The sequence below is a fragment of the Fluviicola sp. genome (genome assembly GCF_039596395.1).
Lineage (GTDB): Bacteria > Bacteroidota > Bacteroidia > Flavobacteriales_D > Crocinitomicaceae > Fluviicola.
On record NZ_JBCNJT010000002.1, the window covers coordinates 455,185 to 481,528 of the forward strand.

Sequence of the window (26,344 nt, forward strand, 5' to 3'; positions counted from 1 at the left end):
AATGTAAAAAACTTTTTTGGTTACACTTCCGTGAAACAAAAATTTAACATTTGAAACCTTAAAGTTCTTTGAAAGGTGAAACTAAATTTCAATACACTGATTAATAGCTGTTCAATGATAAAAGATGAACCGGTGACTGAACAGAGTCGAAATCACAGATCCTCCGAATCGGATACATCTCCGCGCAATGCCCGGTATCGTTTACGTGCTTCAACTGTCAATAGGCTTCCTTTGCATTCAAAAAGGATTTTTTTGTAGTATTCCGCGGCTTTTTCCTTGTCGTGGAGGTTCTTCTCATAGATCTCAGCGATGGTGAATATCGCATCGTCGGATAGGATGTCATCCATGTGATAGGTGACAATTTTGTTCAGGTAATCGAGTGCTTCCTGCCATTTTCCCTGGTATTGCATGGCTTGTGCCTTGCGGAGCAAAATTTCATCTGCTAATCCGTGTGCCGGAAATGCCTGATTGATCGAATCGTATAGGGTAAATGCCCGCTCGTATTGGTGCTGTTCCAAGAGCAAATCTGCCTGTGCAAACTGGTACATGGCGGTGTAATTGCTGTCCAGGCCCAAATTGTCTGTGATCAGCACGGATAGTTTCATCGCGTCGTTTGCAATGAGCTTGCTGGTCGATTCTTTGAGGATGTCTAATTGCGACTGCGCAAATTTGAAATCGCCGTCGTAATAGAAAATGCGGGCATTCTTGAATTTCGCTTCGGAACCGATTGCTTCAAACTTGAAATCCTTGTCGATCTGCATGTAGTAAAGCGATGCCTGCCAGATATCGTCCTGGAGTACCAATACGTCTGCCAATGCCATTTTGATCTGTGCCTTTTCCAGGTCGGATAATCCGTTTACAGCCAGGCAGCTATCCAGCAAATCGGCTGCTCCTTTGGCGTCGTTTCCGTAATAGGCTTTGATCTCGGCCAGTTCTTTTGCCGTATAAACCGCGTTTCTTCCCCAGCCCAAAAGCTTCAACCCTTCACGGTATTCTTTTTCTGCTTCCCGGATATCCTGCGGCTGGTATTTCTTTTCGATGGTAATTTCGCGGTAACGGATGTTCAGCAACGCACTGTATGCCGCATAGTAATTCGGGTTTTGCGGCCCCTGGTCGATGACGTACCTGTATGCCGAACGCGCTGTTGTGTAATCGCTGTTTTCCACGCAGGTTTCCGCCAAATCCATCACGCGGTTCCCGTTTCCTTTCTCACGACGGTCCAAAGCCTGGGTTTGTGTCAACGCCGATTTGAACTCCTTTTTTTGGATGAACAGCCAGATCAGCATTTCGGAATACACAAAATCGTTCGGCTTCTTCTGGATGCGCACCAATAGTTTGTCTTTCAGTTTCTGATAAACACCTGTTTTATCTTCCGAGAAATCGATCTGTTTGGTCAAAGCATTCTGAATGTTGCTGCTGTAGTTCGGATACTGGTCCAGGACATCGAAATACTCATCGATCATTTCATCGGTTCTTCCCAACAGGGAATAGACTTCCGCAAACTGGATCTGCAAAGGATAGTTCTTCTTCAATTCTTTTCTTCCCGCTTCGAGGGTTTTCAGTCCCCACTCTACTTTTCCTTTTTTGATGAAGGAATTGTACAATTCAACTACTTCATAGCCATTCGACGCGACTTGTTTGATACGGTCGTTGTACAATTTTTCGGTTTGCGAAGTGCGTTCTGTCCGTTCGTATAAATCTCCGAGCGCAATCGTATAATCGAAATCATTGGAATTGGCTGAAACCAGTTTTTTCAGGAATTTCTCAGCATCTTTTACCTGGTTGGTTTTCTCCAGGCAATCCACATAGCGCAACTGGTCAAACTTCGTGCTTTGCTTAGTAATGATCTTCTCGAAATACGGAAGTGCTTTTTCGAATTCGCCATTGTTGTAATACAAATTCGCCAATTGCTGGTCGGTACTGGTTTGTGCCGAACCCGCAAAAGAAAGAAGAAGAAGACAACAGAAAATCAGCGCTTGTTTCATGATTTATTTAGTGTACAGCTTTAAAACGCTCAAATGTAGGTTTAAATTGCTCGTAAGATTGTTTAAAATCCATAAATTCTTTTTCCAGGGATAAACTATGCAAGCGAATCTGTCGGGCTTCTCTCCGTTCAAACTGAACCTGTTCGTAATAGGCCGAACGGTCGCCCGCCCCATTCTCAATATCCGACTGCAATTTCTGCAATCTTTCCTGCTGATCTTTTTGCGCCTGGCGCAACTGCCTGATTTCCGTAGTGAAGAAATCCGTAGCACGGTATGCCCGGATAAACCCATCGATCTCTCTGGCCGTTTCAATGTCGAGCGTGTCATTTCCCAATTCTATATTGAAATTCAGCAGCATTCTTTTGGATTTTCCGCGCAGTTTCAGAACCTGGTTGGTATCCAGTTCCCGGAGGAGAACCTGAACGGAATCATTGGTAGCTTTTGAGAACAGCACATCTTCTTCAAACTTGCCCAGTTTGCCTTCGCAGGAAGCGAGGGTGGCAAGCAGTATTACAAAAGACAGGATTCTCAGCATTTTACTAAATTACATAAAATCACCAGAAACAGGTAGGGGCGTAAAATTTTACCCCCCTACCTGTGTATTTGTTACTTAACGCAGCAGACTCAAATGCCCGTTTTTTTCATGCAAGGTATTTGTCAAATCTTTAAACCGGATTACCCAGGTGTATGTTCCGTCCTGAACACGTTCTGTACCTGCGCCGTATGAACCGTCCCAACCAATTTGCATGTTATGGGATTCAAAAATCAATTCGCCCCACCGATTGTAAATCTCCATCGAAAAATCGGTTTCCAGTATTCCATAACCAGTCGCCATAAACGTATTGTTGAATTCATCTCCGTCCGGAGTAAATGCATTCGGCACAAACAATTCGAAAGAAGGTTTTACCGTCACAACCAGGTGAGCCTGATCCGGGCAGTTGTATTCGTTATTTGCATTCAATGTAACCGTGAATTCTCCATAGGTATCGTAACTGTGAGTCGGATTCGTGACATAACTCATATCATCATCTCCGAAATGCCACTCATATTCCGAAGCATTCTGGGAAGTATTGGTGAAATGAAATACCGGATCGATGGTCGTAACTTCTGTTCTGTCTGAGGTAAAAGAAGCAACCGCGCGTGGATTGACCGTCACGGTGCCGCTTGCAGCTGCAGCACTTTGACAGCCGAATTGATTCACGATTGTCAAACTGACGTCGAACTGACCTGCCGTATTGAATACGTGAACCGCAGTCATATCATGTGAAACAGTTCCATCAGCGAAAACCCAGGTATAAATCCATGACGGATCATTCGTTCCCGAATTTGACACAGAAAAATATTCTCCCTGGCAATAAGTTCCCAGATCCGGGTTTAAATTCACCACAGGAGGTTCAGATACGATTACTGTTACATCAGCACTAATCTGCTGATTGCATTGATTTGTTGCCGAAATGGTATAGGTAGTAGCGGTTGACGGCGCAATGGTTTGCGTAATCGGACAGGAAGAACAATGAGTCCAGGAGAGTACAACGGTTTGGTCCGAACCGGTATAAGCCCCGCTTATTGTTACTTCTTCTCCCACACAGATAGCTGAGTCTGAAATAGTCGCGTAAATATCTGCCGGATTCAAAGAAATCATGGAAACAGTCGCTGAAGATCCGATCAAACATCCGTTCGCATCTGTAATAGTACAGGTATAAGTGGTCTGAACAACCGGCGAAACTGTTAGTTGATTGGAGCTTCCTGTTTGTGGTGACCAATCGAAGGAGTAAGTTCCCGTACCACCGCTTACCTGAACGCCAAGTGTTATCGGGCTTCCGGGACAAATGATGGTATCGGGTGAAATGGTCATGGCAAGAGGTGCTGGTTGCGGAACAAACACATTCTGAAGTAAAGTACAACCGTTTAAATCCGCGATTGTTACCGAGTAGTTCCCTGAAAGGAGTCCGTTAATAGCATTTCCGTTCCCGCCGTTATTCCAGTTATAAGAATATGGAGCCGTACCACCTGAAACCACTGCCTGGACACTTCCATCATTGAATCCGTTACAGCTTGGCTGAATAACGGTAAAGTTATTTGCCAGTGGTAAAGGTTCGCTGACTGTCAGGGTCAAATTGCTTGTACATCCATTCTGATCCGTAAGTATTACCGTGTAATTTCCGGCGCTTAAACCGGTTGCCGTTGCGGCAGTCTGTACCGGATTCGTATTCCAGCTATTAACATATGTGCCGTAACCTCCCGTTCCCTGCACGGTGACCGATCCATCGGAACCACCCGAACAAGAGACGTTCGTAATATTGACCTGGCTCACTTGTAAAAGCGGTGGTTCATTAATAACAAATAACAACAGTGTATCACAACCGATGGAATTCAAGATATTTACCGTGTGTTGTCCCGGTGCCAAATTCATAACTGAATTGGAAGCGGTATAAGCTCCTCCGTCAAAGGCGAAAGAATAAGGACCGGTTAATCCTGTCATAGTTACCATCGCCGTACCATTAGCCATTCCAAAACAAGAAACGTCCTGCGTTTCGATAAGTACTGTCTCCAAAACCGGATTAAAGGCAATTTGCGTACTGTCCGAAGCTTCCGGGCAACCTGTGTTATTTACCGTTCCTATTCCGATTTGGACAATTCCGGTACTGAACTCACCTGCACCGGGATAATAGTCCACAACCATCGATGTATCACTCGGTGAAAAAGTCCCGGTTCCTCCCGACCACAAAACTCCCTGGGTATTGGAAGCAGTTGCTGTTAATGTAATTGCTCCGATGTAATTCAAACAAACATCTATTGCAGGACCTGCATCAACAGTTGGAGCAGGCAATTGCGTAACAGTAACAAAAGCCTGCCGGATGATGCAGTTTGTTGCATCTGTAACGCTTACGGAATGTGTTCCGACTCCTAAAGCCGTTCCGGAAGTATTTGCCCCGTTAGACCATGTAAATGCATACGGAGGTGTTCCGCCTGATGCCTGGGCAGTCACCGGAACAGTCAGTTCGTTCGGACAAAGAATTGTATCAGGGGCTAGGATTGCCGCAGTCAGCGGCGAGGCAAAAGTAACCGTCATCGTATCGCAAATTGGTGCGCTTGTGCACCCATTTGCAGCCATTCCGCAAACCAGGTAATCCACAACCGGAGGAGCCAATGAATTGTTGGATGCAACTACCGTATCACAGGCAGCCGTGCAGGATAGCAGTCCGTTTTCTGAGCCCGGTGTTCCCGGATTGATACTGTTCCATGTAATGGTGCTTTCATCGTAAAATTGTACCCATAATTCATCCGAACATCCATCTCCCAGCGTCAGGTTGGGGCCAAATATCGGATTAGGAATGGTTTCAATGGAGAAGGTATTGGTATTGTTCCCGGGTTTACAAAATGTAAGATGAAACGGGCCTGTACCATACAAACAGATCGGTGAACCAACCGGCGTGGGTGTTCCGCAATCAATCTGGTAGAACAACGCCCCCGGAGGCACCGCTCCCGAAGCAATATTAAATACAATAGCTGCGGAATTCGGATTCAGTGTAATGACAAATTCCAGGCATTTATCCGGTGCGGAAGCCCCGCAACAAAAACCATCTCTGTCGGTAGTGGGGCTCACCCAGGTCATATACGGACTTGCAGACAGGTCCACATTGAATGTCGGTGTGATAGAATCGCAGTACTGCCCATTGGAAATCAGGGGGACGAAAAGACATGCGCCAAACAGGAGGTTCAGCACACGAAGGAGTGGCAATCTAGTCTTCATAATACAGTAATTAAACTCAACACCCCAATGACGCAAAAAAAATCGAACCGTCTAGTCCGGTAAGAATTGACGGGTTATTTCATTTCATCTACAAAAAGCCGGTACTGGTCTTTTCAATCAAACTATTGGGCTTTGAAAATTGCACGAAACCTTTCAAAATATGAAATTAATTGTTGTATCAATTAACCTTTTGCATGAATATTTCACCGCTACAAATGAATATTTAACGACCACCAAACAAAAAAAACGCATGCGGCCAAGTGTCCCGTAATTTTTCATAATGGAAGTGTGCAAGATTCTCTTTGCACTTTTATTTTCTTCGCGGTTAAAATAAAAAAGTATGCTACAACAAAAAATCCCTCCGGTAAAACCAAAGGGATTCTTTTATTCGTAAAATCCTTAATCGATTCTCGTAAATCCAGTGTATTTATGCAACACCTCCGGGATTTCAATTCCGTCCAGTGTCTGGTAATTTTCCATAATGGAAGCCATGATTCTCGGCAATGCCAAAGCTGAACCGTTTAAGGTATGTGCCAGGTAATTTTTCTTGTCACTTCCTTTGAAACGCAACTTCAAACGGTTTGCCTGAAAGGTATCAAAGCGGGAACAAGAGCTCACTTCCAGCCATTTTTCCTGTGCTGCGGAGAACACTTCGAAATCGTAAGTCATAGCTGAAGCGAAACCGGTATCTCCACCACATAAACGCAACACGCGGTAATGCAATCCCAGCTTTTCCAGTAATCCTTTCACGTGATCCACCATTTCGGTCAAAGCACGTTCTGTATTTCTCGGATGTTCGATACGCACGATCTCCACTTTGTCGAATTGGTGCAAACGGTTCAATCCGCGTACATGCGCCCCGTAGCTCCCTGCCTCCCGACGGAAACACGGTGTATAACCGGTCAGTTTGATCGAGAAGTTCTCATCCGGAAGAACGACATCGCGGTAAATATTCGTCAACGGAACTTCAGCTGTCGGGATCATGTATAAATCGTCGACCGGCATGTGGTACATTTGTCCTTCCTTATCGGGAAGTTGTCCTGTACCGTAAGCGCTCGCTTCGTTTACTACGTGAGGCACAATAAATTCTTCGTAACCTGCTTTCTCGGCTTCTTCCAGGAAGAACTGGATCAATGCACGCTGCAATTTCGCGCCTTTTCCTTTATAAACCGGGAATCCTGCTCCGGTGATCTTTACTCCCAATTCGAAATCGATCAGGTCGAATTTTTTGGTCAATTCCCAGTGTGGAAGCGCATTGTTATGCAAAACAGCCGGTTCACCGACTACTTCGATGGTTTCGTTGTCTTCTTCGTTTTTCCCGGCAACAACCAATGCATTCGGAACATTCGGAATTTGGTAAAGCAAGTGCGTGATTTCGTCTTCAAGTGCATCTACCTGCACTTTTAACTGATGCTCTTCCTGTTTTAAATCCGCAGTTTTTGTTTTAGCAGCTTCTGCTTCTGCAGTTTTACCGCTTTTGAAAAATTCCCCGATTTCTTTGGCAATCTTATTCAATTCGGATGCGATCGATTCCATGGATGTTTTTGCTGCACGCCATTGCTGGTCTTTTGCAATAATTGCATCAATCGTCTCTGTCACATCAATGTTGCGCTTCTTGAGTGCGGTGATGATCTCATCACGTTCAGCGCGGATTTTGGTCATTTCTAACATAATGAATTGAATTTGAGTGTTAGCCCGCCGAAGCGAACCGGGTTTAAAATTGGTAAAATTAAAAATAAAAAAAGGCGAACCCCGAAACTTCCGGAACTCGCCTTTCAAAAAATATTGATTATTCGATTAAGCTTCCGTAGTTTCAAATGGAACTACCGATACAAACGAACGATTATCTCTTTTTTTACGGAACTCAACTGTTCCGTCAGTCAATGCGTACAATGTGTGATCTTTCCCGATCCCAACATTTTCTCCCGGATGGTGTGCAGTTCCGCGTTGACGAACAATAATGTTCCCAGCGATTGCCATTTGTCCACCGAAAATTTTCACTCCTAAACGTTTGCTTTCTGATTCGCGACCGTTTTTAGAACTACCGACTCCTTTTTTGTGTGCCATGCTTTCTAATTTTTTATCTGTCTGCTGACAGAATTACGCTGTAATACCTGTAATTGTAATTTGTGTAAAAGATTGACGGTGTCCGTTTCTTTTCACGTATCCTTTTCTGCGTTTTTTGCGGAAAACGATAACTGTATCACCTTTAACGTGATCATTCACTTGAGCAGTAACTACTGCTCCTGCGATAGCCGGGGCGCCAATATTCACTTTTCCTCCGTTGTCAACCAATAAAACACGATCGAATTCTACTTTTGATCCTGCCTCAGCATCCAAACGGTGTACAAAGATTTTTTGGTCTTTTTGCACTTTAAATTGCTGCCCTGCTATTTCTACTATTGCGTACATAACAGATGTTTTAAAATTTAATTTGGAGGGCAAAGATAGTAAAGTTTTCCAACAATCAATACAGAACCCCTATTTTTTCTTCCGGAACTCTTCAAATTCACCTGCCGGAGATCAGTGCTGGAAGGAATAATGTATAAACCATTTTGATGCAAAACCAAATGGGTTCTGTTTTCCCGCAAATGACAAATAGCTAAGGCGCTAACATCAAACAATGAACTTAACACAGGATTTTTTACGCGCAAATTTTCATAGTTATACATCTGCGAAAATCCGCGCCATCCGCGTGCTTTATAATCTCTTTTTAATGCCCAAAAGATTTCCGGAAAACAAAAAACCCCGGCATCGACAGCCAGGGTTCTTCAATATAGTTGTGCAAATTACTTTGCTTCTGTGTCGTCTTTTTCAAATACACGCTTCGGGCGCATTTGCTGATTGATTCCCAATGTAATCCAAAAAGGAAGAACAAATCCCATTAAGAACAAAAGCATCCAAAATGCCATACCTCCGATCAAAAGAAACAATACGATACCAAAAACGCTCATGATGTATTAATTTGTGTTTTGTGGGGTAAAAGTAGTAAAAAAATCAAAAGTGAATCTTTTTACGTCAACTTTTCTGTGAAAAAAGGCTTCAGGATGGTAATTGCTTCAGCAAGTTCTCCGCATTTGCCAGTAGCTCTCTTGTTTCTAAGTGCTCAGCACCAAATCCATAGCGGTATTGATCGCAGATTTCAATGATCTCCCGCAACCCTTTGGCAATCTCCGGCTTGGTATCAAGTAAGCGGTCAAAAGCTTTCTCACGCGACTGGAAATTGCATTTTTCACATTGCTCGATGCGCTGGATAATCGCTTTCGGTAAAAGGATAGCAAACACCCCCGGATCTTCCAGGTGATTTTCGGCATCTTTCCAGTAATCTATAGCTGCAGCCGGAGTTTCCGGTTTTGCATCATCCAGGAAAACAGGTTTTCTGACCAGGTCGTCTGTCTCGGAAACTGTTATTTTCTCCACTTCTTTTTTCTTGCGTTTTCTGACCACCAAAAGCAGGAATAAAAGTCCCAGCAAACTGGTCGGAGCAACAATTCCTACCCACAATCTGGATTTGGAAGAAGTACTCGTATTTGTTGCTGAAGTGGTTGTTTTCTGAGTTTTCAGGTCAACCATGTCTGTGTGCGTTCCGGAAGCCGGATCTGATAAAACAACCGGGTTAAAGCTCTTATCCGGAATGACGTTGATATTGAACGCATTTCCCTTAATGGCAATATAACGTTCCTTTTCCGGGTCGAAATAACTGACAGATGGTGCTGTAAAAGCCAGGTCATGGCCTTCGAGTACCTGAATATTAAACCGATAAGTGATTGTTCCTTCTGCACCACTTTCTGTAAATTCAATGTCTTCTACGCGCTCCGGATCTCCGTAAATGGAACAGCCTTTGGGCAGTTTTAATTTCGGCGCATTCGAATTGTGCAGGTTCCCTACACCGGAAATAATAAGTTCTAATGTGAAAACATCGCCTTCTTTGACTTCTTTTGACGGATTTTTCTGTGAAAGGCGGTATTCACCTACTGCACCGATGAAATCTTTCGGAGCATTCCCCGGCAATGGCTTGATATTGATTGTGAGCCCGGAAGAACGGAAACGCATGGTTTTCGAAAACAGCGAACCGTGGCAGCGCAAAGCCATTTCGTATGGTTTGATGTGGCATTTTCCTGTTCCTACGGGAATCAATAACTGCTTTCCGTATTCGAACGCCAGGGCATCTTTTCCGTTTACACGCGTTTGTTCCACTTCCACACGTCCGTTCGGGAACGCGTGTTCTTCCATGGAAAGATCTGCTTTGAAGTCCGAATATCCTTCCAGGTATTCAATATTGATATAAGAGAATACTTTGGCTTTCAGTAAGATCGGTTCTCCTTCGTAAACAGTCGTCTTTTTGCATTGGATGAAACCAAAAACAGGATCGTTGGAATTGACCTTATCATCTTCTTCCGAAGCTTCATTGACTTTAATGGTAATCTTGTTGGATCTGTAGGTTTTATTGCGGTAAGTCGTATAGGCGTAAAACGAATAGGTTCCTTCTTTTTTGAAAGCTCCCGTTTGCTGCATGTAATAATACGTTTTGATCTTACCGCTCGGGTCCATTTTCTGTTCCATTCCATGCATGACGTTCAAATCTACTTCGAACTCCACCGGGAAATCGATCTTCATGGATCCTTCTACGTTGGAAGTAACGGTAAAGCCAACGTGCTCGTTCGCCCCGACTTCCTTCTTATCGGACGTAAGGGCAACAATCGGTTTTTGGGCAACAGAAATCTGGCTCACAAATGTGAACAAAAGCACTAAAAATTGCCATTGATTACCAGTCTTTTCTTGCACTTTTACCACCTGTAGTACCTTTTGAACCATCCAATCGTTTCTTCGTATTCATTTCCTGTTTGCTAAACTCGTCGAGTTTTCGCTCAGTCTCTTTATCCTGTAATTTTTTTTGTTCGCTCTTCTGTTGCTGAGACTGCTGATTTTGTTGGTTTTGGTTTTGTTGTTTATCCTTTGAATTATTCTGTTGATTCTGTTGATTCTGTTGATTCTGTTGATTCTGTTGATTCTGTTGATTCTGTTGATTCTGTTGATTCTGATTATTATTTTGCTGATTTTGATTCTTGTCTTTGTTCTGTTGGTTATTCTCTTTGTCTTGTTTGTTCTGTTGTTGTTTTTTCTGCTGTTCCAATAATCTTTTCGCCTCAACCAACCGCTGTCTTGCTTTTTCGTTGTCCGGATCCATTCTCAGAATCTGCTTATAATTATCCACCGCACTTTGAAAATCCTGTTGCTTCATACGGGATTCTCCCAAACTTGTTCTGGCGCGGATCTCTTTTTCTTTCGTTTCAGCATTATTCACCTGACGTTCAAAGTTTTCCGCAGCCGTACCAAAATCATTGGCGCGGTAAGCAGTCTGACCTATTTCCTGAGACAAATCTACATCATTTGGAGCTATTTGTTCGGCTCTTTTATAATACTTTAACGCTTCTTTGTAGTTTCCTTTTTTGTATAAAGTCCTGGCCTGGTTGAGCGTTTCTTTCCATTCCTGCCCATAAGCATTGAAAGTCCAGACACACAAAAGAATCATCCATGCTGTTTTCATGACTTATCGGGATTAATGATGATGGGTAAAAAGAAGTAGCAGATCATACATAAAAGTGCCAAAGTTGCAGGAATGTAAAAATAGTTTTTATCTACTTTAAATTCCACTTTCATAACCTGCTTATTTTTTGCGTTCTTATAATTGGTTGCGATATCGTAAATGTTCGGGAACGGGCTATCGGATGTCACCAGGATGCTCCCGGATGCACTTGCCATGCGTGTCAATCCTTGTTTATCAATCTTTGATACCACGGCATGTCCGTATTCGCGCTTGTATCCTTCGGATTCATCGTACGGATTATTCGGAATCAATCCTCCCTTGGTGGAACCCAGACCCAAATAAGCTAATTCCACGTGTTTCTTTTTGAGTTTCTCCAGCTGCTGCTTCCACAGTGCTTCGTGGTCTTCTCCGTCGGTTATCACCAGGATCGCTTTCCCCGACTCCGTATCCTTAAACTGGTCCTGCGCCACTTCCAATGCTCTTCCGATGTTCGTTCCCTGATCTGAGATCATCGACGTTTCAATATCCGGAACGAAGAGTTTTGCCGCTCCATAATCCATTGTTAACGGAAGCTGCGTGTAAGCATCATTGGCAAAAATCACTACGGCAATCCGTTCGCCTTTGAGTTGGTTCAGCAATTCACCGATGGCCTGTTTTGCTGCCGTCAAACGGCTGGACTGATTCCCTCCCATGTCTTTGGTATTCATGGAATTCGAAATATCCAGGCAAATTACCAGGTCGAGTACGCGCTTGGAACCATTAACCTTGCGGGAACCTGCAACAGGCTGTGCCATGGCGAGAACGATGAAGAAATAAGTGCTCCGAAGCAGGAAATAATGCAAAAAGGCTTTTACCGGTTCAAATTTCACCCATAACATGCGGGTAGAACCGTAGCCGGAATACTGTTCATAAATGCGTGCTTTCCACCTCCATTGGATCCAGGATAATGCCGCCAATGCCGGGATAAGCAGCCACAAACCGAGCATTTCACTATGCAGCAGTTTTACTCCCCAGCTGTCGAACGGAACAAGCACATAGCAAATCAGCACCAGCGACCACCAGATTGCTTCCGAAACCGCTAACAGTTTCACCAAATGATTGTATGTACTCTTTCCTTTAATCATCCAGTTTGAATTTCAGGCGTTGGACTGTCCAGGCTGTGACGGAAAACAAGATACTCCAAATGAAAAAAGGAAACAAGGTCAGTGGCGGTTCCGAAGCCAAATGCTGGTCTTCCATTTTCCGTTTTTCCAGTTTATCAATTTCGGCATAAATTTTTACGAGCGATTTTTCGTCTTGCGCCCGGAAGTATTTTCCATTGGTCAGTTTGGAAATATCTTTCAGGATTCCTTCGTCAATTTCTACCGGAACATTCTGGTAAATAATCCCGAACGGTGTTTGGACCGGAGTCGGTGCCATGCCGTTCGCTCCCACTCCGATGGTATATACTTTACATTTCTTTGCTTTCGCCAGTTCGGCCGCTTCCATCGGGTCCGGGCCGGTATTGCTGCTTCCGTCGGTGAGCAGAATTATGACTTTGGAGATCAGGCTGTCACTTCTCAAACGGGTCACAGCAACTCCCAAACCACTTCCGATTGCTGTTCCGGGCTCTAAGTATCCCGGTTCGATGGCCCCGATCTGCTCTTTCAATAATTTGTAATCCAAGGTCGCCGGACAAGCCGTGTAAGCTTCTCCTTCGTAAACCACCAAACCCACGCGGTCGCCTTTCCGGGAATCCACAAATTTTTTGGCAACACGTTTGGCAGCTTCCAGGCGGTTCGGATCAAAATCCTGGGCAAGCATTGACCCGGAGGCATCAATGGCTAAAATGATATCAATCCCGTTCTTATAGTCGATCTTCGGCGGATCAATGGACGTGTTGTAGGGTTCTGCCAGTGTGAGCACCAGACAAGCCATCGAAAGCGCGTAAAAGGTATTGATTCCCCAACGGATGTAGCGCACCCAGCCTATCGAATAGGAAAGTTGTTCCTGCTCCGAATTCGCATATTTCAGCTGACCGACGCGGTTTTTTTGCAGGTATTCCCAAAAGAACAAAAGTACCGGGATAGCCAGCAACAGCCACAGCATCTGCGGATTGTAGAAATCATATTCCCAAAAAAATATGTTGAAATAACGGCTCATTCGGGTATTTCCAGGGGACTTAATTCTGTAACTATTTCTTCCAGGCGGAACAAGCTCGATTGAATGTGCATATCGTTCAATTCCGTTTTGGCAAATTTCACCATATCTGCTTCTCTCAGCAGCACTTCAATTCTCCGGACCATATTCAGATCCAATCCTTTCAGCTTCAGCAGAGAGATCGTTTCGTAAGTCGTGCGCTCCATCAGGTTCAGTTCGTAGCGCGAACTCAAATACTGTTTCAGGATGGCAGAAAAACCGACGTAATGTGATTTGGTTCTGCCGTGAAGCCAGTCTTCTTTTTTCCGGAGTTGCTGAATGGCAAGCAAGGTCCGTTCGCGCAAACTCAGTTCGTCGGTCTTTTTAATGGTTCTTCTCCTGTTCCAGAGAATGACAATAACGATTCCCGCAACTACAGGGAGTAAAACCCACCAGTATTTTTTCACCAGTCTCCAGGTTTCATTTTCCGGTTCGATCGGAATTTCCTCAATTCCGTCTTTTACTTTCTTTTTGACGAAACCTACGTAAAGGTTCGGTGCACGGAAAGCGAAGGTCGAATCTTTCCATGTCATCCACAATTCCGGCAGGCGGTATTTGGCAGAATCCCATGCAATTAAGGTATAAGTTCCTTTCCAGTAGTTAATTCCGTTTTGCGTATAGGAAGTATCTTCAAACGATTCGATTTCCAATTCTCCTCCCGGTTTCCAAAGCGTTTGGCCTTTGTGGTTCACATCACAGATAAACACATCCGAAATCGGGTTGTAATCAAATTGTTTCGGTTTGTGCTTCACCAGGATCGTCAATTTTGCCTTATCCCCGATACGCACGGAATCTTCCGCCCAATAAACGCGCTTTGTTTGTGCAAATCCTGCTCCCAAACAACACATGGCCGCTATGGATAAAAGGATTCTCATTTGCGGCGTTTGAATAATTGAAGTAAAGGCAAATAAACGTGGTCTCCGACATCGAAAAATGCCGCGTCGATTCCCAATTGCTGGAAAAAGGCTTGATTTCGTTCTTTTCGCAACCTGTAATTTTTTTCGTAGTCCTTTCTCACCTGCGGGGAAGAACTGTCGATCCAATTGGTAGCACCGGTTTCTGCATTCAGCCAGCGCACAAATCCCACATTCGGAAGGTTTGCTTCACCGGCATCACTGACGCCAAGAGCCACCAAGTCGTGCTTTCGGGCCGTATTCGCGAATCCTTCCTTGCTCAATTCGGATTGGGAAAAATCACTGATCACAAAGCAAATGCCCCGTTGCTTGAAGATATTCCGGGCATATCTTAATCCCGTATCCAGGCTCGTTCCGCCGGATTTCGGTTTCAGGTTAATGAGTTTGCGCAGCAGAAAGTGCACGTGGCCGAAGCCTTTTTTAGGTGGAACGTAATACTCTACTTCATCCGAAATAAAGATCGCTCCTACTTTATCGTTTTTCTTTGCCGCTGAAAAAGCCAATGTTGCAGCCAATTCAACAGCCAAAGATATTTTGGAATCTTTTCCCTGTCCGAAATACATGGAACCGGAAACATCGATCACCAACAGAACAGTTAATTCCCGTTCCTCTTCGAAAATCTTGATATAAGGTTCTCTGAAACGCGCCGTTACATTCCAATCGATGGTACGCACGTCGTCTCCGACCTGGTAAGACCTTACTTCACTAAAAGACATACCACGTCCTTTAAACGCAGACTGGTATTGTCCTGCGAATACTTGTTCAGTCATACCGCGAGTTTGAAGCTCAATGGTACGAATGCGCTTCAGTAAGGCTTCCTTATCCATGGTGATTTATGGAACTTCTACGCGCTGCAATAAACGTTCAATGATCTGTTCCGGTTTCACTCCGTCGGCTTCTGCTTCGTAGTTCAAACCTACCCGGTGACGCAATACGTCCATAGCAACTGTCCGCACATCGTCCGGGATCACGAAACCACGCTGTTCCAAAAATGCATTTGCTTTTGCTGCCAATGCCAGGTTGATGGTTGCGCGCGGAGATGCCCCGTAAGACAGGTATTTCGAAATTTCAGAAACTCCGGCCGTAGCAGGATTACGTGTCGCATCAACGATATCAACGATGTAACGCTCTACTTTTTCATCCAGGTAAATGGAACGTGTCAGATGCTTTCCTTTGATCAGATCTTCCGGATGCATGACGTGCGAAATCTTTTCCAATCCTTCCGGTCTTACATTGGAACGCAGGATCAGCTGTTCTTCCTGTTTGGACGGGTAGCCCATGAATACTTTCAGCATGAAACGGTCTACCTGCGCTTCCGGAAGCGGATATGTTCCTTCCTGTTCGATCGGGTTTTGAGTTGCCAGTACTAAAAACGGTTTCGGCAGTTCATAGGTGGAATCACCGATCGTAACCTGGCGTTCCTGCATGGCTTCCAATAAAGCTGCCTGAACTTTTGCCGGTGCACGGTTGATCTCATCCGCCAACACGAAATTGGCGAAGATCGGCCCCTTTTTCACCGAAAACTGTTCCGATTTCTGTTGATAGATCAAGGTTCCCGTTACGTCCGCCGGAAGTAAATCCGGAGTAAACTGAATGCGGGAAAATTCTCCCGAAACAGCATTGGAAAGCGTGCGAATTGCAAGGGTTTTTGCCAGTCCCGGAACACCTTCCAACAGGACGTGCCCGTCTGCCAGCAAAGCAATCAGCAGACTTCGAACCATGTTCTCCTGTCCAACAATTACTTTCCCGATTTCGCGACGCAATAAATCGTATTTCAGTCCTTCTGTTTTAATCTCAGTTGCAACTACCTGCAACTGCTCCGAAGGAGATAAATTAGGTATGTCCATCATCGTTTTAGCCTAAGGTCGCAAATATGTGAAAGAATGTCCTTTGGGGGGTTCAAATGCTGTTAATTTATGTTAAGCCTCCTGTTAATAGTGAGTTTTCCAACTCTTTAATGCGAGATCTCAACCAGCTTCTGAATTTCCGTATTCTCCAAAGTCATTGCCAGGGAATGCGCAGTTTGTCCATCCTTATTTTTCAACGATAGATCTGCTCCTGCTTTTTTCAATGCACTTACCAACTCGGGATTCTGATTCAACACAGCATACATCAATGCGGTATTCCCGTCCGGGCCTTGCCCATTCAACTGTGCACCTTTGGAAATCAGCAGTATTCCAAGTTCGGTATTATTTTGATAGCAGGCCGCCTGCAAAGCACTTCCTTCCGCAGAAGCACTATTCACATTTGCACCCTGTTTGATCAAAAACTCAGCACATTTGGTTTGTCCGCGGTAACAGGCAATCATCAGCGGATCAAAGCCCATTTTGTTTACTTTTTGAATGGTGTCTTTGTCCAGGGCAATCAGCTTTTTCAGTTGCTTAATATTCCCCGTGCGTGCAGATTCAAAAACATCCTGAGCATTCGCTGATATTCCTATGAAAAGGAAGAAACCAAGAAAAAAGGCGCTTTTAGTCCACATAAATCCGGAAGAAAGAAGGTGTGTTGCTTGCCTGTATTCTCACCACGTAAATTCCGGCCGGAAGGTTATCCAGAACAGTCGATTTTGCATTCAATTTGCGCACAACACGTCCTGCAGCATCGGTAATTTCTCCGGAAGAATAAGCTGTTTTGATCACCAGTTCTTTTCCGTTCCAGGAATAGTCATTCAGGCTTAATTCCTGTAACCCGTTTTCCAGCACTGCTGTGAAAGACCATGCAGTAGTATCTGATATTCCCGCAAATGCATTCCCGGCCGCATCCATTACTGCATCGTTATCGATCAGGATGTGGTAATTAAAGGTAATGTTCAACCCGGTTTGGTTCAATGCAACGGAATTGCCCGTCACAGTCGTGTTGCCAAGAGCCGTGCTGAATTCCTGGATTACGCCGTTATTTTCACATACCAGGTAGAAACTTCCCGGGCCTGCTACCACATTTTCACTAAAGGTAACCGTTGGTGTTACATCCAAAAGCACATTGATGCTGTTATCCGCCGGATTCAGGTTGGTAATATCCGGTGCCGTGAAATCTCCCGTTGTGAAGTTCCACGTAGTATTGGTTGTAATCCCGGCGTAGTCATTTCCGCTCAAATCTTCAATAAACCCGGGCGTAATGTGAACATAGTAAGCCGTGTTTTCACTCAGCGGGTTGGTCGTTGAAATAGTTACTGTTGTTCCACTTACTGACAGTTGAGCAGATCCCGACCCGAATGATTCTATCAAAGTTCCTGCGGAAGTGAACAGTTCAATAACTCCTGAAGTTGCCAGTTGTACATCTTCGGAAAACGAAATGCTGAGATTCCCGGCAACAGAGACATTCGTTGCATCATCTGCCGGAGAGAACGGAGCAACAGCCAACGGAGCAACGACATCATTCGTGTTGAAGTTCCAGGTCGTGTTATTCGAAAATCCTGCGTAGTTGTTGTTTGACATATCCTTGATTGCTCCCGATTGAACATTTACGTAGTAACTGGTATTCAGAACCAAATCCGTAGGGTTGATCGTTACTACAGATCCTGAAAAGGAGATTAACGGGCTGGTAAGCACGTCGTAAGATTCAACCAGTGTTCCTGCACCGCTATACAACTGGATTTCTCCTGTTCCTGCCTGAATTGCTTCATTGAAAGTCAAAGAAAGCGGCGTTGTGATTGCAACCCCTACGGAATTATCAGCCGGAACAAAAGGTGCGGCAATCAATGCCGGTGGCGTCAGATCATTGGTATTGAAATTCCAGGTCGTATTATCCGAAATACCTGCAAAGAAGTTATTCGCAGCATCTTTAAACGCCGTAGCGTCTATCTGGATGTAATATGGTGTATTGATTACCAGGTTAGCCGGCGGATTGTAGAACACATTCGACCCGCTGATGGTCACATTCGGATTCCCGCTGGAAACTGTCTGAATGACGTTGTTGCTTCCGTCGTAGAGTGTGAATGAACCGGTTCCCCAGGAGACATTCTCCGAAAAATTGATCGAAATATTAGTTGTAATGCTCACTCCAGCTGCGTTATCTGCCGGGCTGGTACTTGAAATCGTCGGAGGTGTCACATCCGGAACTACCCAGTTGCGGACAATTCCACTGGCCCGGTTGCTTGCACCGTGATACTGCAATTGGTTTGTTGCGCTCGGCCCTTTGGACCAAAACAAATTCTGGCTGGTTGCTGCAAAATTAAATACCACATCGTTCGCATCTCCGGTATTTAACACTCTCGACGCTACAATGGTCCTGTTTCCTCCCGAAACATTGTTCGAAATAACGGTCCAGTCCTGCTGTGCATCTACGGAAGGTTCTACTCCCTGTCCGATCATGCGGTGATCGCGCAATTGAAGCGGTGCAGCTCCGGTTCCTAAGGTTGACCAGATAATGGCATCATTTCCGGTAGCCATTCCGGTTCCGAAACCAAAAGCGATAAAGCGGTCCGACGGCCCCTGGACTGTTACGGTAATATCAGTTGTTGTCATCACTGCCCCGAAATACATCCCGCTGCCGGGAGTTAGTTCCGAAAAGGCTATTTCCTTTGTCTGGCCCAATGACAACAAGGGACACATTGCGAACAGCAAAAAGTGGATTTTCTTCATAATCAGTAGTGTTTTACAGGCAAATCTATTGGATAAACAGTTAACTATCAATAATTTTTAAGATTATTATCGCGTTTTTGTGTAAATCGACTATTTTTCAACATCAATTCACGAAATCACTGGATAACATGACAGATCGAAAATGTCTCGAATGCGGTCAAAAACTGAGCGGCCGGAAAGATCAGAAGTTTTGTTCCGACTACTGCAGGAATACCTACAACAACCGATTGAATGAAGACGCGACCAAGTATGTGCGGCGCATTAATAACATTTTAAGGAAGAACCGGCGCGTTCTGTCAAGTCTCAATCCCAGCGGAAAACGAACCGTGGATGCTATTACACTGGCCGAAGAAGGGTTCAATTTCCATTATTACACGAACACTTATCAAACCCAAAAAGGGAATACTTATTTTTTCTGCTACGAACAGGGATACACGAAACTGGATGGCGATCAGTATATGCTGGTGCTGAAACAGGATTATGTGAAATAGAATTTACTTCAGTTTTACAGGCTTTACAGTATACCCGTCTTTTCGCAGTTGGGAAATAATTCCGCATTCTCCGTACAAATGGTATAAGCCTACAATGATCATCAAGGAATTGTTCTGTTGGATAAAATCTTTGATCAGGGGCATCCATTTCTCATTTCGCTTTAGCAGGATCGGATCGTTTTCTGCACATTTAGCATTGAACTGGTAATCCAGACGCAGCTTTAAGTAAGCTTGTGTCAACCCACAAATTTCGGACTGGTTTTTATCATCCTGAAAATTCGAGACCCATACATGAACGGCATCTTTCGCTTTTTCCCAGGTAAAATCTTCCCCGTTGATACTGTTGATGGCCTCAAACTGATCGGCAAAGCTTTCAAGGCCTTCCGTGCGGACATTGTTGTTTCTTGCCAATGACAACAGATAATCGTCCATGTGACTGGTTGTGTCGGTTGGTTTTACACCGCCACAATTCATTTTCACGTATTCCTGCTGCAGTTTCACCAATAATTCCGCGGGTTTTTGCTTACTGACCGGAACTTTCCAGTATTTGGAGAATTTTTCCAGGAACTCCAGGTCTTCTTTCAGCAGGAATTCCCGGTAAGAAAAATCATCCGGTCTTTGCAGCATTACATTGATCACCTTTTCATACTTATCTTCTACGCTTTCGAAAATGACTATGTCCGATTGGAGCAACAACTCTTTAATCACCGGTTTCCCATCGACAAAAGAATTCCCGGTTTGGTGAAATGTTCCCAACACATAAGACGTTTGGGGGGATCCTGGTTTTTGAATGGACCACAAAATGGTGTTTTGGGCAAACGAGGTTGTCAGAAGGAAAGTGAAAACAAGAAGGCCGGGTATTTTTTTCATTCGGATCATAATCTGATACAATGTTAGATTATTTTCCCGGTTTTATGCGGAACAAATTCAAAATTCAAAATTCAAAATTCAAAATTCAAAATTCAAAATTCAAAATTCAAAATTCAAAATTCAAAATTCAAAATTCAAAATTTTAATATAAACTGTTGAAGCAAAAGTCATTTTCTTTTAAATTAAATAAGAAACATCTAAAAATGACTAAAAATAAACCATTCGATATCAAAGATCGATCTTTCCTGTTTGCACTGGACTGTCTTAAACTTTGCAAAACGATTTCCAGTGAAAACAAAGAATACATTTTGACAAAACAATTAACAAGATCGGCATCTTCTGTAGGTGCGAATATCAGAGAAGCGCAGAACTCAGGTACAAAAAAAGATTTTGTTTATAAACTTTCAATTGCCCAAAAAGAATGTAATGAAAGTATCTATTGGATAGAATTGTTAAACGCGTTTTTGGAAATGAATTCTAAAGAAGTTATTGATTTACAGTATGAAGCAAATGAGTTGTTGCGAATACTCAGTTCAATCATACTCCATACAAAACAAAAAATGTGATCAGACTAACTTTTTTGAATGCTGAATGCATCATTTTGAATTCCTTACATGTTCCACTTTTCCTTGAAAAGCTCCATTTTCGGATGATCTTTTACTCCTTCGCTTCCGATGAACAATACATCTTTGCACTTCGTGCGGTCGAAGAATAAAGACAGGTGAGATAAAGCCACATTCATGGTTCCGCTCAGGTCAATTTTATGGATCGGTGCCTGGTGAACTTCAAACAAATCGCGCAGTTCAGCAGTGCGTTTATCGAAGTTGTGGTTATCGTGAAAAATAACTACAGCGTCGATCTTTTCAGTTAATTCATCATTTTCCTGAAAGGGCAAAACGTGAAAGCCTTTTCCTTCCAACCAGGAATTTACGGTCTCAGCAAACGGTGTCTTGTCTTCGGTATAAATGGTCTGAATATGTGTCGTCATTCTTCCCTGATTTGTTATTTTTCGTTTACGTTTCTTAAAAGAGAGTGCAAAAATACTGTAAACTTTTAGTAAAGCCTGTTTAAAATTGAATTAATTGCTCTTTTTATTCGAATTAGCCATGCAATATTCCGGAAATCATTTGATCCAGAAGGAATTAAACGCAGAGCCTATCCAGATTGAAAAATACAACAAATCCAACTAAAAACCTAGAACAAACTAACTAATTCGATTTAGCTAATTTTATGGTTGATAACCGAGTATTCGCATAAAGTCATCAGCTGTCTGTTCCTTGGAAAACAACTCTGACACGATTTTCCCGTGTTCATCGCGCTGGATAAGCACATGTTTCGGCTCCGGAATCAGGCAGTGTTTTAAGCCTCCGAAACCACCGATTGTTTCCTGGTATGCGCCGGTATTAAAGAATCCAATATAAAGCGGTTTATTTTTGTCGAACTTCGGAAGGTAAATAGCATTCGAATGCTGTTCCGAGTTGTAATAATCATCCGAATCACATGTTAAACCGCCGAGCAATACGCGTTCGTAATCGTCATTCCAGCGATTGATCGCCAGCATGATGAAACGCTGGTTGATAGCCCAGGTATCCGGAAGGTTTGTCATGAACGAACTGTCGATCATGTTCCACTTCTCCCGGTCGTTTTGTTGTTTCTGATGCAGTACATTGAAAATCGCACCACCGCTTTCGCCAACTGTAAATGATCCGAATTCGGTATAAATGTTCGGTTCGGGAATATCGTTATCGCTGCACACGCGTTTCACCTGCATCAGGATCTCACGCACCATGTAGGCATAGTCAAAATCAAAAGCCAGTGATTTCTTAATCGGGAAACCACCACCGATGTTCAGTGAATCCAAGGTCGGACACACTTTTTTCAGATCGGAGTAAATACGCAAACACTTCGTTAATTCGTTCCAGTAGTACGACGTATCGTTGATCCCGGTATTGATGAAAAAGTGAAGCATTTTGATCTGCACGCGCGGATTGTCCTGGATAAATGCCTTGTAAAAAGGAACGATTTCCCGGTAACGGATTCCCAGACGCGAGGTATAAAACTCGAACTTCGGTTCCTCTTCCGATGCGATCCGGATCCCGATCTTTAATTCGTTCTCGCCCGTTGCAGCAATTAAATCGTGGATTTCGGCCGTATTATCTACCACAGGAATCACGTTCAATCGTTTATCATCGATCAGATCTGCGATATTCTGAATGTATTGCGGCGGTTTGAACCCGTTGCAAATCACATAACTTCCTTCCTTCAGTTTCCCGGCGTTCAGTACATTTTTTACGATATCAATATCAAACGCAGAAGATGTTTCAATGTGAACATCGTTCTTCAGTACCTCATCCAATACAAAAGAGAAGTGAGAGCTTTTGGTACAATACGAATAATAATAATTTCCGGAATAACCCAGGTTGTTCATCGCTTCGCGGAACCAACCCTTGGCCCTTTGGATATTGTGAGAAATCTGAGGTAAGTAATTGAATTTTAATGGCGTGCCATATTCTTCAATTAATCGCATCAAATCAATACCATGAAACATCAAACGATCTTCTCTCAAGTGAAATTCATCTTGCGGGAAATCAAATGTCTGATCGATAAGGTCAATGTACTTTGTTCTCATTCGCTACACGTTGCACTCCTCCTACGGAAATCTTTTCTTAAAAGTTTACAAACCAACCTAATTATTCTACGAATAATCAGGTGCAAATTTAGAGTAAAGATTGGGATGTGGCCTGTAAAAAATCAAAAATTGATCGGCTTTTTCAATATGTCTTTCCGGCGAGTACCCGAAAACCGCTTTTTTGCACGGTTTTATTAGTCAAGACGCAGTTTGGAAACCCACATTTTTTCGATCTCGCCTTCCTTGATTTTTCCAACTGCAATTAATTCTTTACCATGGACAATCAAAGCTTTTGGCTTGCTGTATTTTCTCGGTTTGAAACGCTTTTCCTTCACCAACCCGTTCAGGTCAAAAAAACTGATCACAAACTCGTCTGCTTTGCTCACATTCAGAACGGCCCAATGACTTTCATCGATTTGTGCAACTACCGGTTCCTCTCCGAAATCGCCGTTGAACCCTTTTTTGTAAATCGTGTCTCCTTTGGTATTGAAGAGAAAAACAAAACTCTGCGGGGTTTCGTGCAGGTCCTGGCCAACTACAAAAACGTATTTATCAGAAGCAGTCAGATCGTTTACGTACGCACCCACTTCATTCCTGAACCGGTCTCTGTGGGTAAATACTTTTGCGGTCATCTTGCGAAAATCCTTATCGAACTGCACCAAAGCCATTGGATTGCTTGTTCTTGCGTCGTGGATTCCTCCTTCGGTTCCAAGTACTTCGCCACAAAGCCAGAACGAATCATCCGCACCTTTTGCCAGGCCCAAACCGTCAAAAGTCCGTGCATAATATTTGCTTTTCGTGAACCAAACCGGGTACAGACAAATTGTATCCCGTAAAGTTGCACCCTGATCATTCGTACGGATCAGGCGCAGGGAATACACGTCGTGTAAACCTATATTCGGGTCGGGGCCGGTAAATGCAGATGCGGCGATGATCAATCCGTTCTCGGAATCGAAAGTCATGCCGAAAGGGGTAGAATTATAGAATGACGGGTATATGTTGTAATTGCTTCCTTCCAGGGTGGAATCCAGGAAAACGCTGAAAACGCCCTGGCCTCGGTCCTGTTCGTAATTCTTTTCGCGGTAATCGTTCATAAAGCCACAAACAGCTAATCGGTTATCGGATAATAAAACAATGTGCTGGGCTTCGATTCCCGGAAGAAAAATCCGCTTCAGTAATTTTCCGTCCGGGCTTATTTTCCAGACAAACGGACTCGTACCAAAAGGTAAAGTTGTGTCGGCATAAACGGTTTGTCCGTTTACCGTTTTAAAGAAAGCGATTCCTGTTTCGTAACGACCAACGATATAGGTATTTCCTTTGGAGTCCGTTACGGCATCTCTCGAATCAAAATCAGCCACGTTGCTGCCCAATACTTTTTCCCAAACAACCTGCTGCGCTGACAATTGGCTGGAAAAGACTAAAATAAAGAGACTGAAAAACCATTTCATGCTGCAATGATAGGCAGAAAACCAATGCACCATTGATAAACAGGTCAAATCCTTTTCAATTCTCAATTATGCATTCCCCTGGTTTTTCGTCAAATGTTCCACCAATTTCGAAGCCCGGTAACTGGAATACATTCCAAAAGCGTTTACAACAACTCCTTTTACGTCCTTGCTGTCGGAGGAAATCGCATAAACAATCATTTCGTCGCCTGGATCGGTCATTCCTTCGAACCGGTATACTTCATCAATGGTAAAATCTTCGGGTGACAACTCAGTAGCCGAACCGCTGCAAACCAGGCAATCGCGTTCTGCTTCCATGGATAAATCGGCCGTGTACCCTCGTTTCTTCAAATCATTTACTGCTTCACTGACTGTTTCGTAATCGTGTACCATCGTTACTTGTTTTGATTCCTTCTAAAGGTAATGAAATTACGTGATCGTGGTTATAAAATTTAGATCGTGATTAATCTTGTGTCTGCATTTTATTATTTCATGGAAGCAACTTCAGGAAATTCCGGGCCGTCTACCTTACACTAAAGAATAAATCATGAAGAATCTACTACTAAGTATTTCCCTGCTTCTGGGAATCAATTCTGCTTTAAATGCTCAATGCAGCGTACAGGTTAATGACAGTTTACTGAGCAATTACGACTATGTACTAAATGCTGTTAACCCGACGGGAACTGCTCCTTTTACGTATAACTGGACCGTGACAAACGGAGTCGGGATGCCAATCCAGGTCACATACAATATGGGCGGAGACAGCCTTACCATTGACGCATTTACGCTGCAAAACAGCTACGGCTGCATCATTTACCAATTGTGTATGACAGATGCGAACGGTTGTACAACCTGCACCGGCGATACGTCGATCTCGCAAATCCCGTATCCTTGTCCTTCCGCATTTACCTCCTCCATTGTAGGACCTAACCAGGTATCTATTGATCATATGTTCGCCATGCCGATGCCACAGTTTATGATCCTGAACCAGTTTTTAACCTGGACAGACGGGAACGGACAAACTCAAACCATGCCTTTCACAGGACCAACAGTCATCGATTACACTCCCGGACCTTCTAATAACAGTAACAAATTTTTCTGTTGCGTTATGACAACCACCATGAATGGCGGATGCATTTCATGCGATTCCATCCAATACACGAATTCAGGTTTAGGTTTGGAAACTTTCGGGAATAACGGGTTGAGCCTGTCTCCTAATCCGGCGTCATCGGTAGTAAAAATCGAAGGTTCTTCACCGATTGAAACCGTGCTGTTATACAATGCCCAGGGACAAAAAATTACCGTAAACTACGTATTGAACGGAAATACGGCGCAATTGAACATTGCCGAACTTCCAAAAGGAATTTACACGGTTGAAGTGACCAATGCATCCGGCACTTTCAAAGACCGGTTGATCCGGGAATAAAACAGAGTTCTTTTTGACCGCAAAGTAGCAAGGAGCGTAAAAGGGAAAGGGTTCTCCCGGCGTTACTTGAGGCTTTGCGGTTTTTTTTTATTTAGCCAGTAAATCTTTGATGAGAGAAGGAGGCCTTCCGACAACCGCCTGATCGCCGCGTACCACGATCGGCCGTTCGATCAGAATCGGGTATTTCATCATGGCCTGGATCCATTGTTTCCGGGTACGCGTTTTTCCCGCGTATTTTTCCAGGAAAATATCTTCTTTCTTACGAATGATATCCAACGGTTTAGCCTTCAACAATTTCAACAAGTCGTCCAATTCTTCATAGGTCGGAGGGACCAGCAGGTAATCGCGGATTTCCACATCAGCTCCCAGGTCTTCCAGAATGCAAAGTCCTTCCCGGCTTTTGGAACAACGGTTGTTATGGTATATGATTGTTTTCATAGAGCGGATTTTAGGACTTTAAGACCTCAGGATATCAGGACTTAATCTTGAAGTTTTCAAAATAACTTCAGTCCTGATATCTTAAA

At 43.8% G+C, this 26,344-nt stretch carries 24 protein-coding genes and 1 pseudogene; 3 read left to right on the top strand and 22 right to left on the bottom strand.

Going from position 1 to position 26,344, the window contains the following annotated elements; translation table 11 throughout:
• Window positions 1–152: 152 nt before the first annotated feature.
• The 16 genes and pseudogenes from ABDW02_RS11010 to ABDW02_RS11085 form a co-directional block, all read right to left on the bottom strand.
• Entirely contained in the window at window positions 153–1,985 is a 1,833-nt protein-coding gene (locus tag ABDW02_RS11010; protein ID WP_343634608.1) for a tetratricopeptide repeat protein, read from the bottom strand.
• 7 nt (window positions 1,986–1,992) lie between these two features.
• Window positions 1,993–2,520 (bottom strand): hypothetical protein, encoded by a 528-nt coding sequence (locus ABDW02_RS11015; RefSeq protein WP_343634609.1) that lies wholly within the window; start codon window positions 2,518–2,520, stop codon window positions 1,993–1,995.
• A 75-nt stretch (window positions 2,521–2,595) separates the two neighbouring features.
• Window positions 2,596–5,739 (bottom strand): PKD domain-containing protein, encoded by a 3,144-nt coding sequence (locus ABDW02_RS11020; protein ID WP_343634610.1) that lies wholly within the window; start codon window positions 5,737–5,739, stop codon window positions 2,596–2,598.
• 399 nt (window positions 5,740–6,138) lie between these two features.
• A complete protein-coding gene (serS, locus tag ABDW02_RS11025) occupies window positions 6,139–7,410 on the bottom strand; it encodes a serine--tRNA ligase (protein ID WP_343634611.1) in 1,272 nt (423 codons plus the stop codon).
• Between the two features lie 126 nt (window positions 7,411–7,536).
• Window positions 7,537–7,806, bottom strand: a complete 270-nt coding sequence (gene rpmA, locus ABDW02_RS11030; protein ID WP_343634612.1) for a 50S ribosomal protein L27 — start codon at window positions 7,804–7,806, stop codon at window positions 7,537–7,539.
• Window positions 7,807–7,842: 36 nt separating this feature from the next.
• Window positions 7,843–8,151, bottom strand: a pseudogene (gene rplU / locus ABDW02_RS11035) (50S ribosomal protein L21); the annotation flags it as partial.
• Between the two features lie 377 nt (window positions 8,152–8,528).
• On the bottom strand, window positions 8,529–8,693 hold the full coding sequence (locus ABDW02_RS11040) for a hypothetical protein (protein ID WP_343634613.1): 165 nt from the start codon (window positions 8,691–8,693) through the stop codon (window positions 8,529–8,531).
• Between the two features lie 88 nt (window positions 8,694–8,781).
• Window positions 8,782–10,524, bottom strand: coding sequence for a BatD family protein (locus ABDW02_RS11045; RefSeq protein ID WP_343634614.1), 1,743 nt, complete (start codon window positions 10,522–10,524; stop codon window positions 8,782–8,784).
• A complete protein-coding gene (locus tag ABDW02_RS11050) occupies window positions 10,505–11,287 on the bottom strand; it encodes a tetratricopeptide repeat protein (RefSeq protein ID WP_343634615.1) in 783 nt (260 codons plus the stop codon). The genes ABDW02_RS11045 and ABDW02_RS11050 overlap by 20 nt, the downstream gene beginning before the upstream one ends.
• Window positions 11,284–12,411, bottom strand: coding sequence for a VWA domain-containing protein (locus ABDW02_RS11055; RefSeq protein WP_343634616.1), 1,128 nt, complete (start codon window positions 12,409–12,411; stop codon window positions 11,284–11,286). Before ABDW02_RS11055 ends, ABDW02_RS11050 begins: the two co-directional genes overlap by 4 nt.
• Complete coding sequence (locus ABDW02_RS11060; RefSeq protein ID WP_343634617.1) at window positions 12,404–13,429, bottom strand: VWA domain-containing protein; 1,026 nt, start codon at window positions 13,427–13,429, stop codon at window positions 12,404–12,406. Before ABDW02_RS11060 ends, ABDW02_RS11055 begins: the two co-directional genes overlap by 8 nt.
• Window positions 13,426–14,340, bottom strand: coding sequence for a hypothetical protein (locus tag ABDW02_RS11065; protein ID WP_343634618.1), 915 nt, complete (start codon window positions 14,338–14,340; stop codon window positions 13,426–13,428). Before ABDW02_RS11065 ends, ABDW02_RS11060 begins: the two co-directional genes overlap by 4 nt.
• Window positions 14,337–15,206 carry a DUF58 domain-containing protein gene (locus ABDW02_RS11070; protein WP_343634619.1) on the bottom strand — a complete coding sequence of 290 codons (870 nt, stop codon included), beginning with the start codon at window positions 15,204–15,206 and terminating at the stop codon, window positions 14,337–14,339. The genes ABDW02_RS11065 and ABDW02_RS11070 overlap by 4 nt, the downstream gene beginning before the upstream one ends.
• Before the next feature lie 6 nt (window positions 15,207–15,212).
• Window positions 15,213–16,229, bottom strand: a complete 1,017-nt coding sequence (locus tag ABDW02_RS11075) for an AAA family ATPase (protein WP_343634620.1) — start codon at window positions 16,227–16,229, stop codon at window positions 15,213–15,215.
• 104 nt (window positions 16,230–16,333) lie between these two features.
• A complete protein-coding gene (locus tag ABDW02_RS11080) occupies window positions 16,334–16,861 on the bottom strand; it encodes an ankyrin repeat domain-containing protein (RefSeq protein WP_343634621.1) in 528 nt (175 codons plus the stop codon).
• Window positions 16,851–18,959 carry an Ig-like domain-containing protein gene (locus ABDW02_RS11085; RefSeq protein WP_343634622.1) on the bottom strand — a complete coding sequence of 703 codons (2,109 nt, stop codon included), beginning with the start codon at window positions 18,957–18,959 and terminating at the stop codon, window positions 16,851–16,853. The genes ABDW02_RS11080 and ABDW02_RS11085 overlap by 11 nt, the downstream gene beginning before the upstream one ends.
• 128 nt (window positions 18,960–19,087) lie before the next feature.
• Here ABDW02_RS11085 and ABDW02_RS11090 point away from each other — a divergent pair, with 128 nt between their 5' ends.
• Complete coding sequence (locus tag ABDW02_RS11090; RefSeq protein WP_343634623.1) at window positions 19,088–19,450, top strand: hypothetical protein; 363 nt, start codon at window positions 19,088–19,090, stop codon at window positions 19,448–19,450.
• Between the two features lie 3 nt (window positions 19,451–19,453).
• On the opposite strand, the gene ABDW02_RS11095 is transcribed toward ABDW02_RS11090, so the two are convergent.
• On the bottom strand, window positions 19,454–20,320 hold the full coding sequence (locus tag ABDW02_RS11095; protein WP_343634624.1) for a TraB/GumN family protein: 867 nt from the start codon (window positions 20,318–20,320) through the stop codon (window positions 19,454–19,456).
• A 203-nt stretch (window positions 20,321–20,523) separates the two neighbouring features.
• Here ABDW02_RS11095 and ABDW02_RS11100 point away from each other — a divergent pair, with 203 nt between their 5' ends.
• The gene (locus ABDW02_RS11100) at window positions 20,524–20,886 is read left to right on the top strand and encodes a four helix bundle protein (protein ID WP_343634625.1); all 363 of its coding nucleotides are present in this window, start codon (window positions 20,524–20,526) and stop codon (window positions 20,884–20,886) included.
• Window positions 20,887–20,930: 44 nt separating this feature from the next.
• Here ABDW02_RS11100 and ABDW02_RS11105 read toward each other — a convergent pair whose 3' ends face one another.
• The 4 genes from ABDW02_RS11105 to ABDW02_RS11120 all read right to left on the bottom strand — a co-directional run bounded on the left by ABDW02_RS11105 (window position 20,931) and on the right by ABDW02_RS11120 (window position 24,787).
• Window positions 20,931–21,308 (bottom strand): hypothetical protein, encoded by a 378-nt coding sequence (locus ABDW02_RS11105; RefSeq protein ID WP_343634626.1) that lies wholly within the window; start codon window positions 21,306–21,308, stop codon window positions 20,931–20,933.
• A gap of 240 nt (window positions 21,309–21,548) precedes the next feature.
• Entirely contained in the window at window positions 21,549–22,949 is a 1,401-nt protein-coding gene (locus ABDW02_RS11110) for an arginine decarboxylase (protein WP_343634627.1), read from the bottom strand.
• A gap of 194 nt (window positions 22,950–23,143) precedes the next feature.
• A complete protein-coding gene (locus ABDW02_RS11115) occupies window positions 23,144–24,397 on the bottom strand; it encodes a hypothetical protein (RefSeq protein ID WP_343634628.1) in 1,254 nt (417 codons plus the stop codon).
• 66 nt (window positions 24,398–24,463) lie between these two features.
• Entirely contained in the window at window positions 24,464–24,787 is a 324-nt protein-coding gene (locus tag ABDW02_RS11120) for a phosphoribosylpyrophosphate synthetase (RefSeq protein ID WP_343634629.1), read from the bottom strand.
• A gap of 154 nt (window positions 24,788–24,941) precedes the next feature.
• Here ABDW02_RS11120 and ABDW02_RS11125 point away from each other — a divergent pair, with 154 nt between their 5' ends.
• A complete protein-coding gene (locus ABDW02_RS11125; protein ID WP_343634630.1) occupies window positions 24,942–25,820 on the top strand; it encodes a T9SS type A sorting domain-containing protein in 879 nt (292 codons plus the stop codon).
• Between the two features lie 87 nt (window positions 25,821–25,907).
• Here ABDW02_RS11125 and ABDW02_RS11130 read toward each other — a convergent pair whose 3' ends face one another.
• Window positions 25,908–26,258 (bottom strand): ArsC/Spx/MgsR family protein, encoded by a 351-nt coding sequence (locus tag ABDW02_RS11130; RefSeq protein ID WP_343634631.1) that lies wholly within the window; start codon window positions 26,256–26,258, stop codon window positions 25,908–25,910.
• Window positions 26,259–26,344 lie beyond the last annotated feature (86 nt).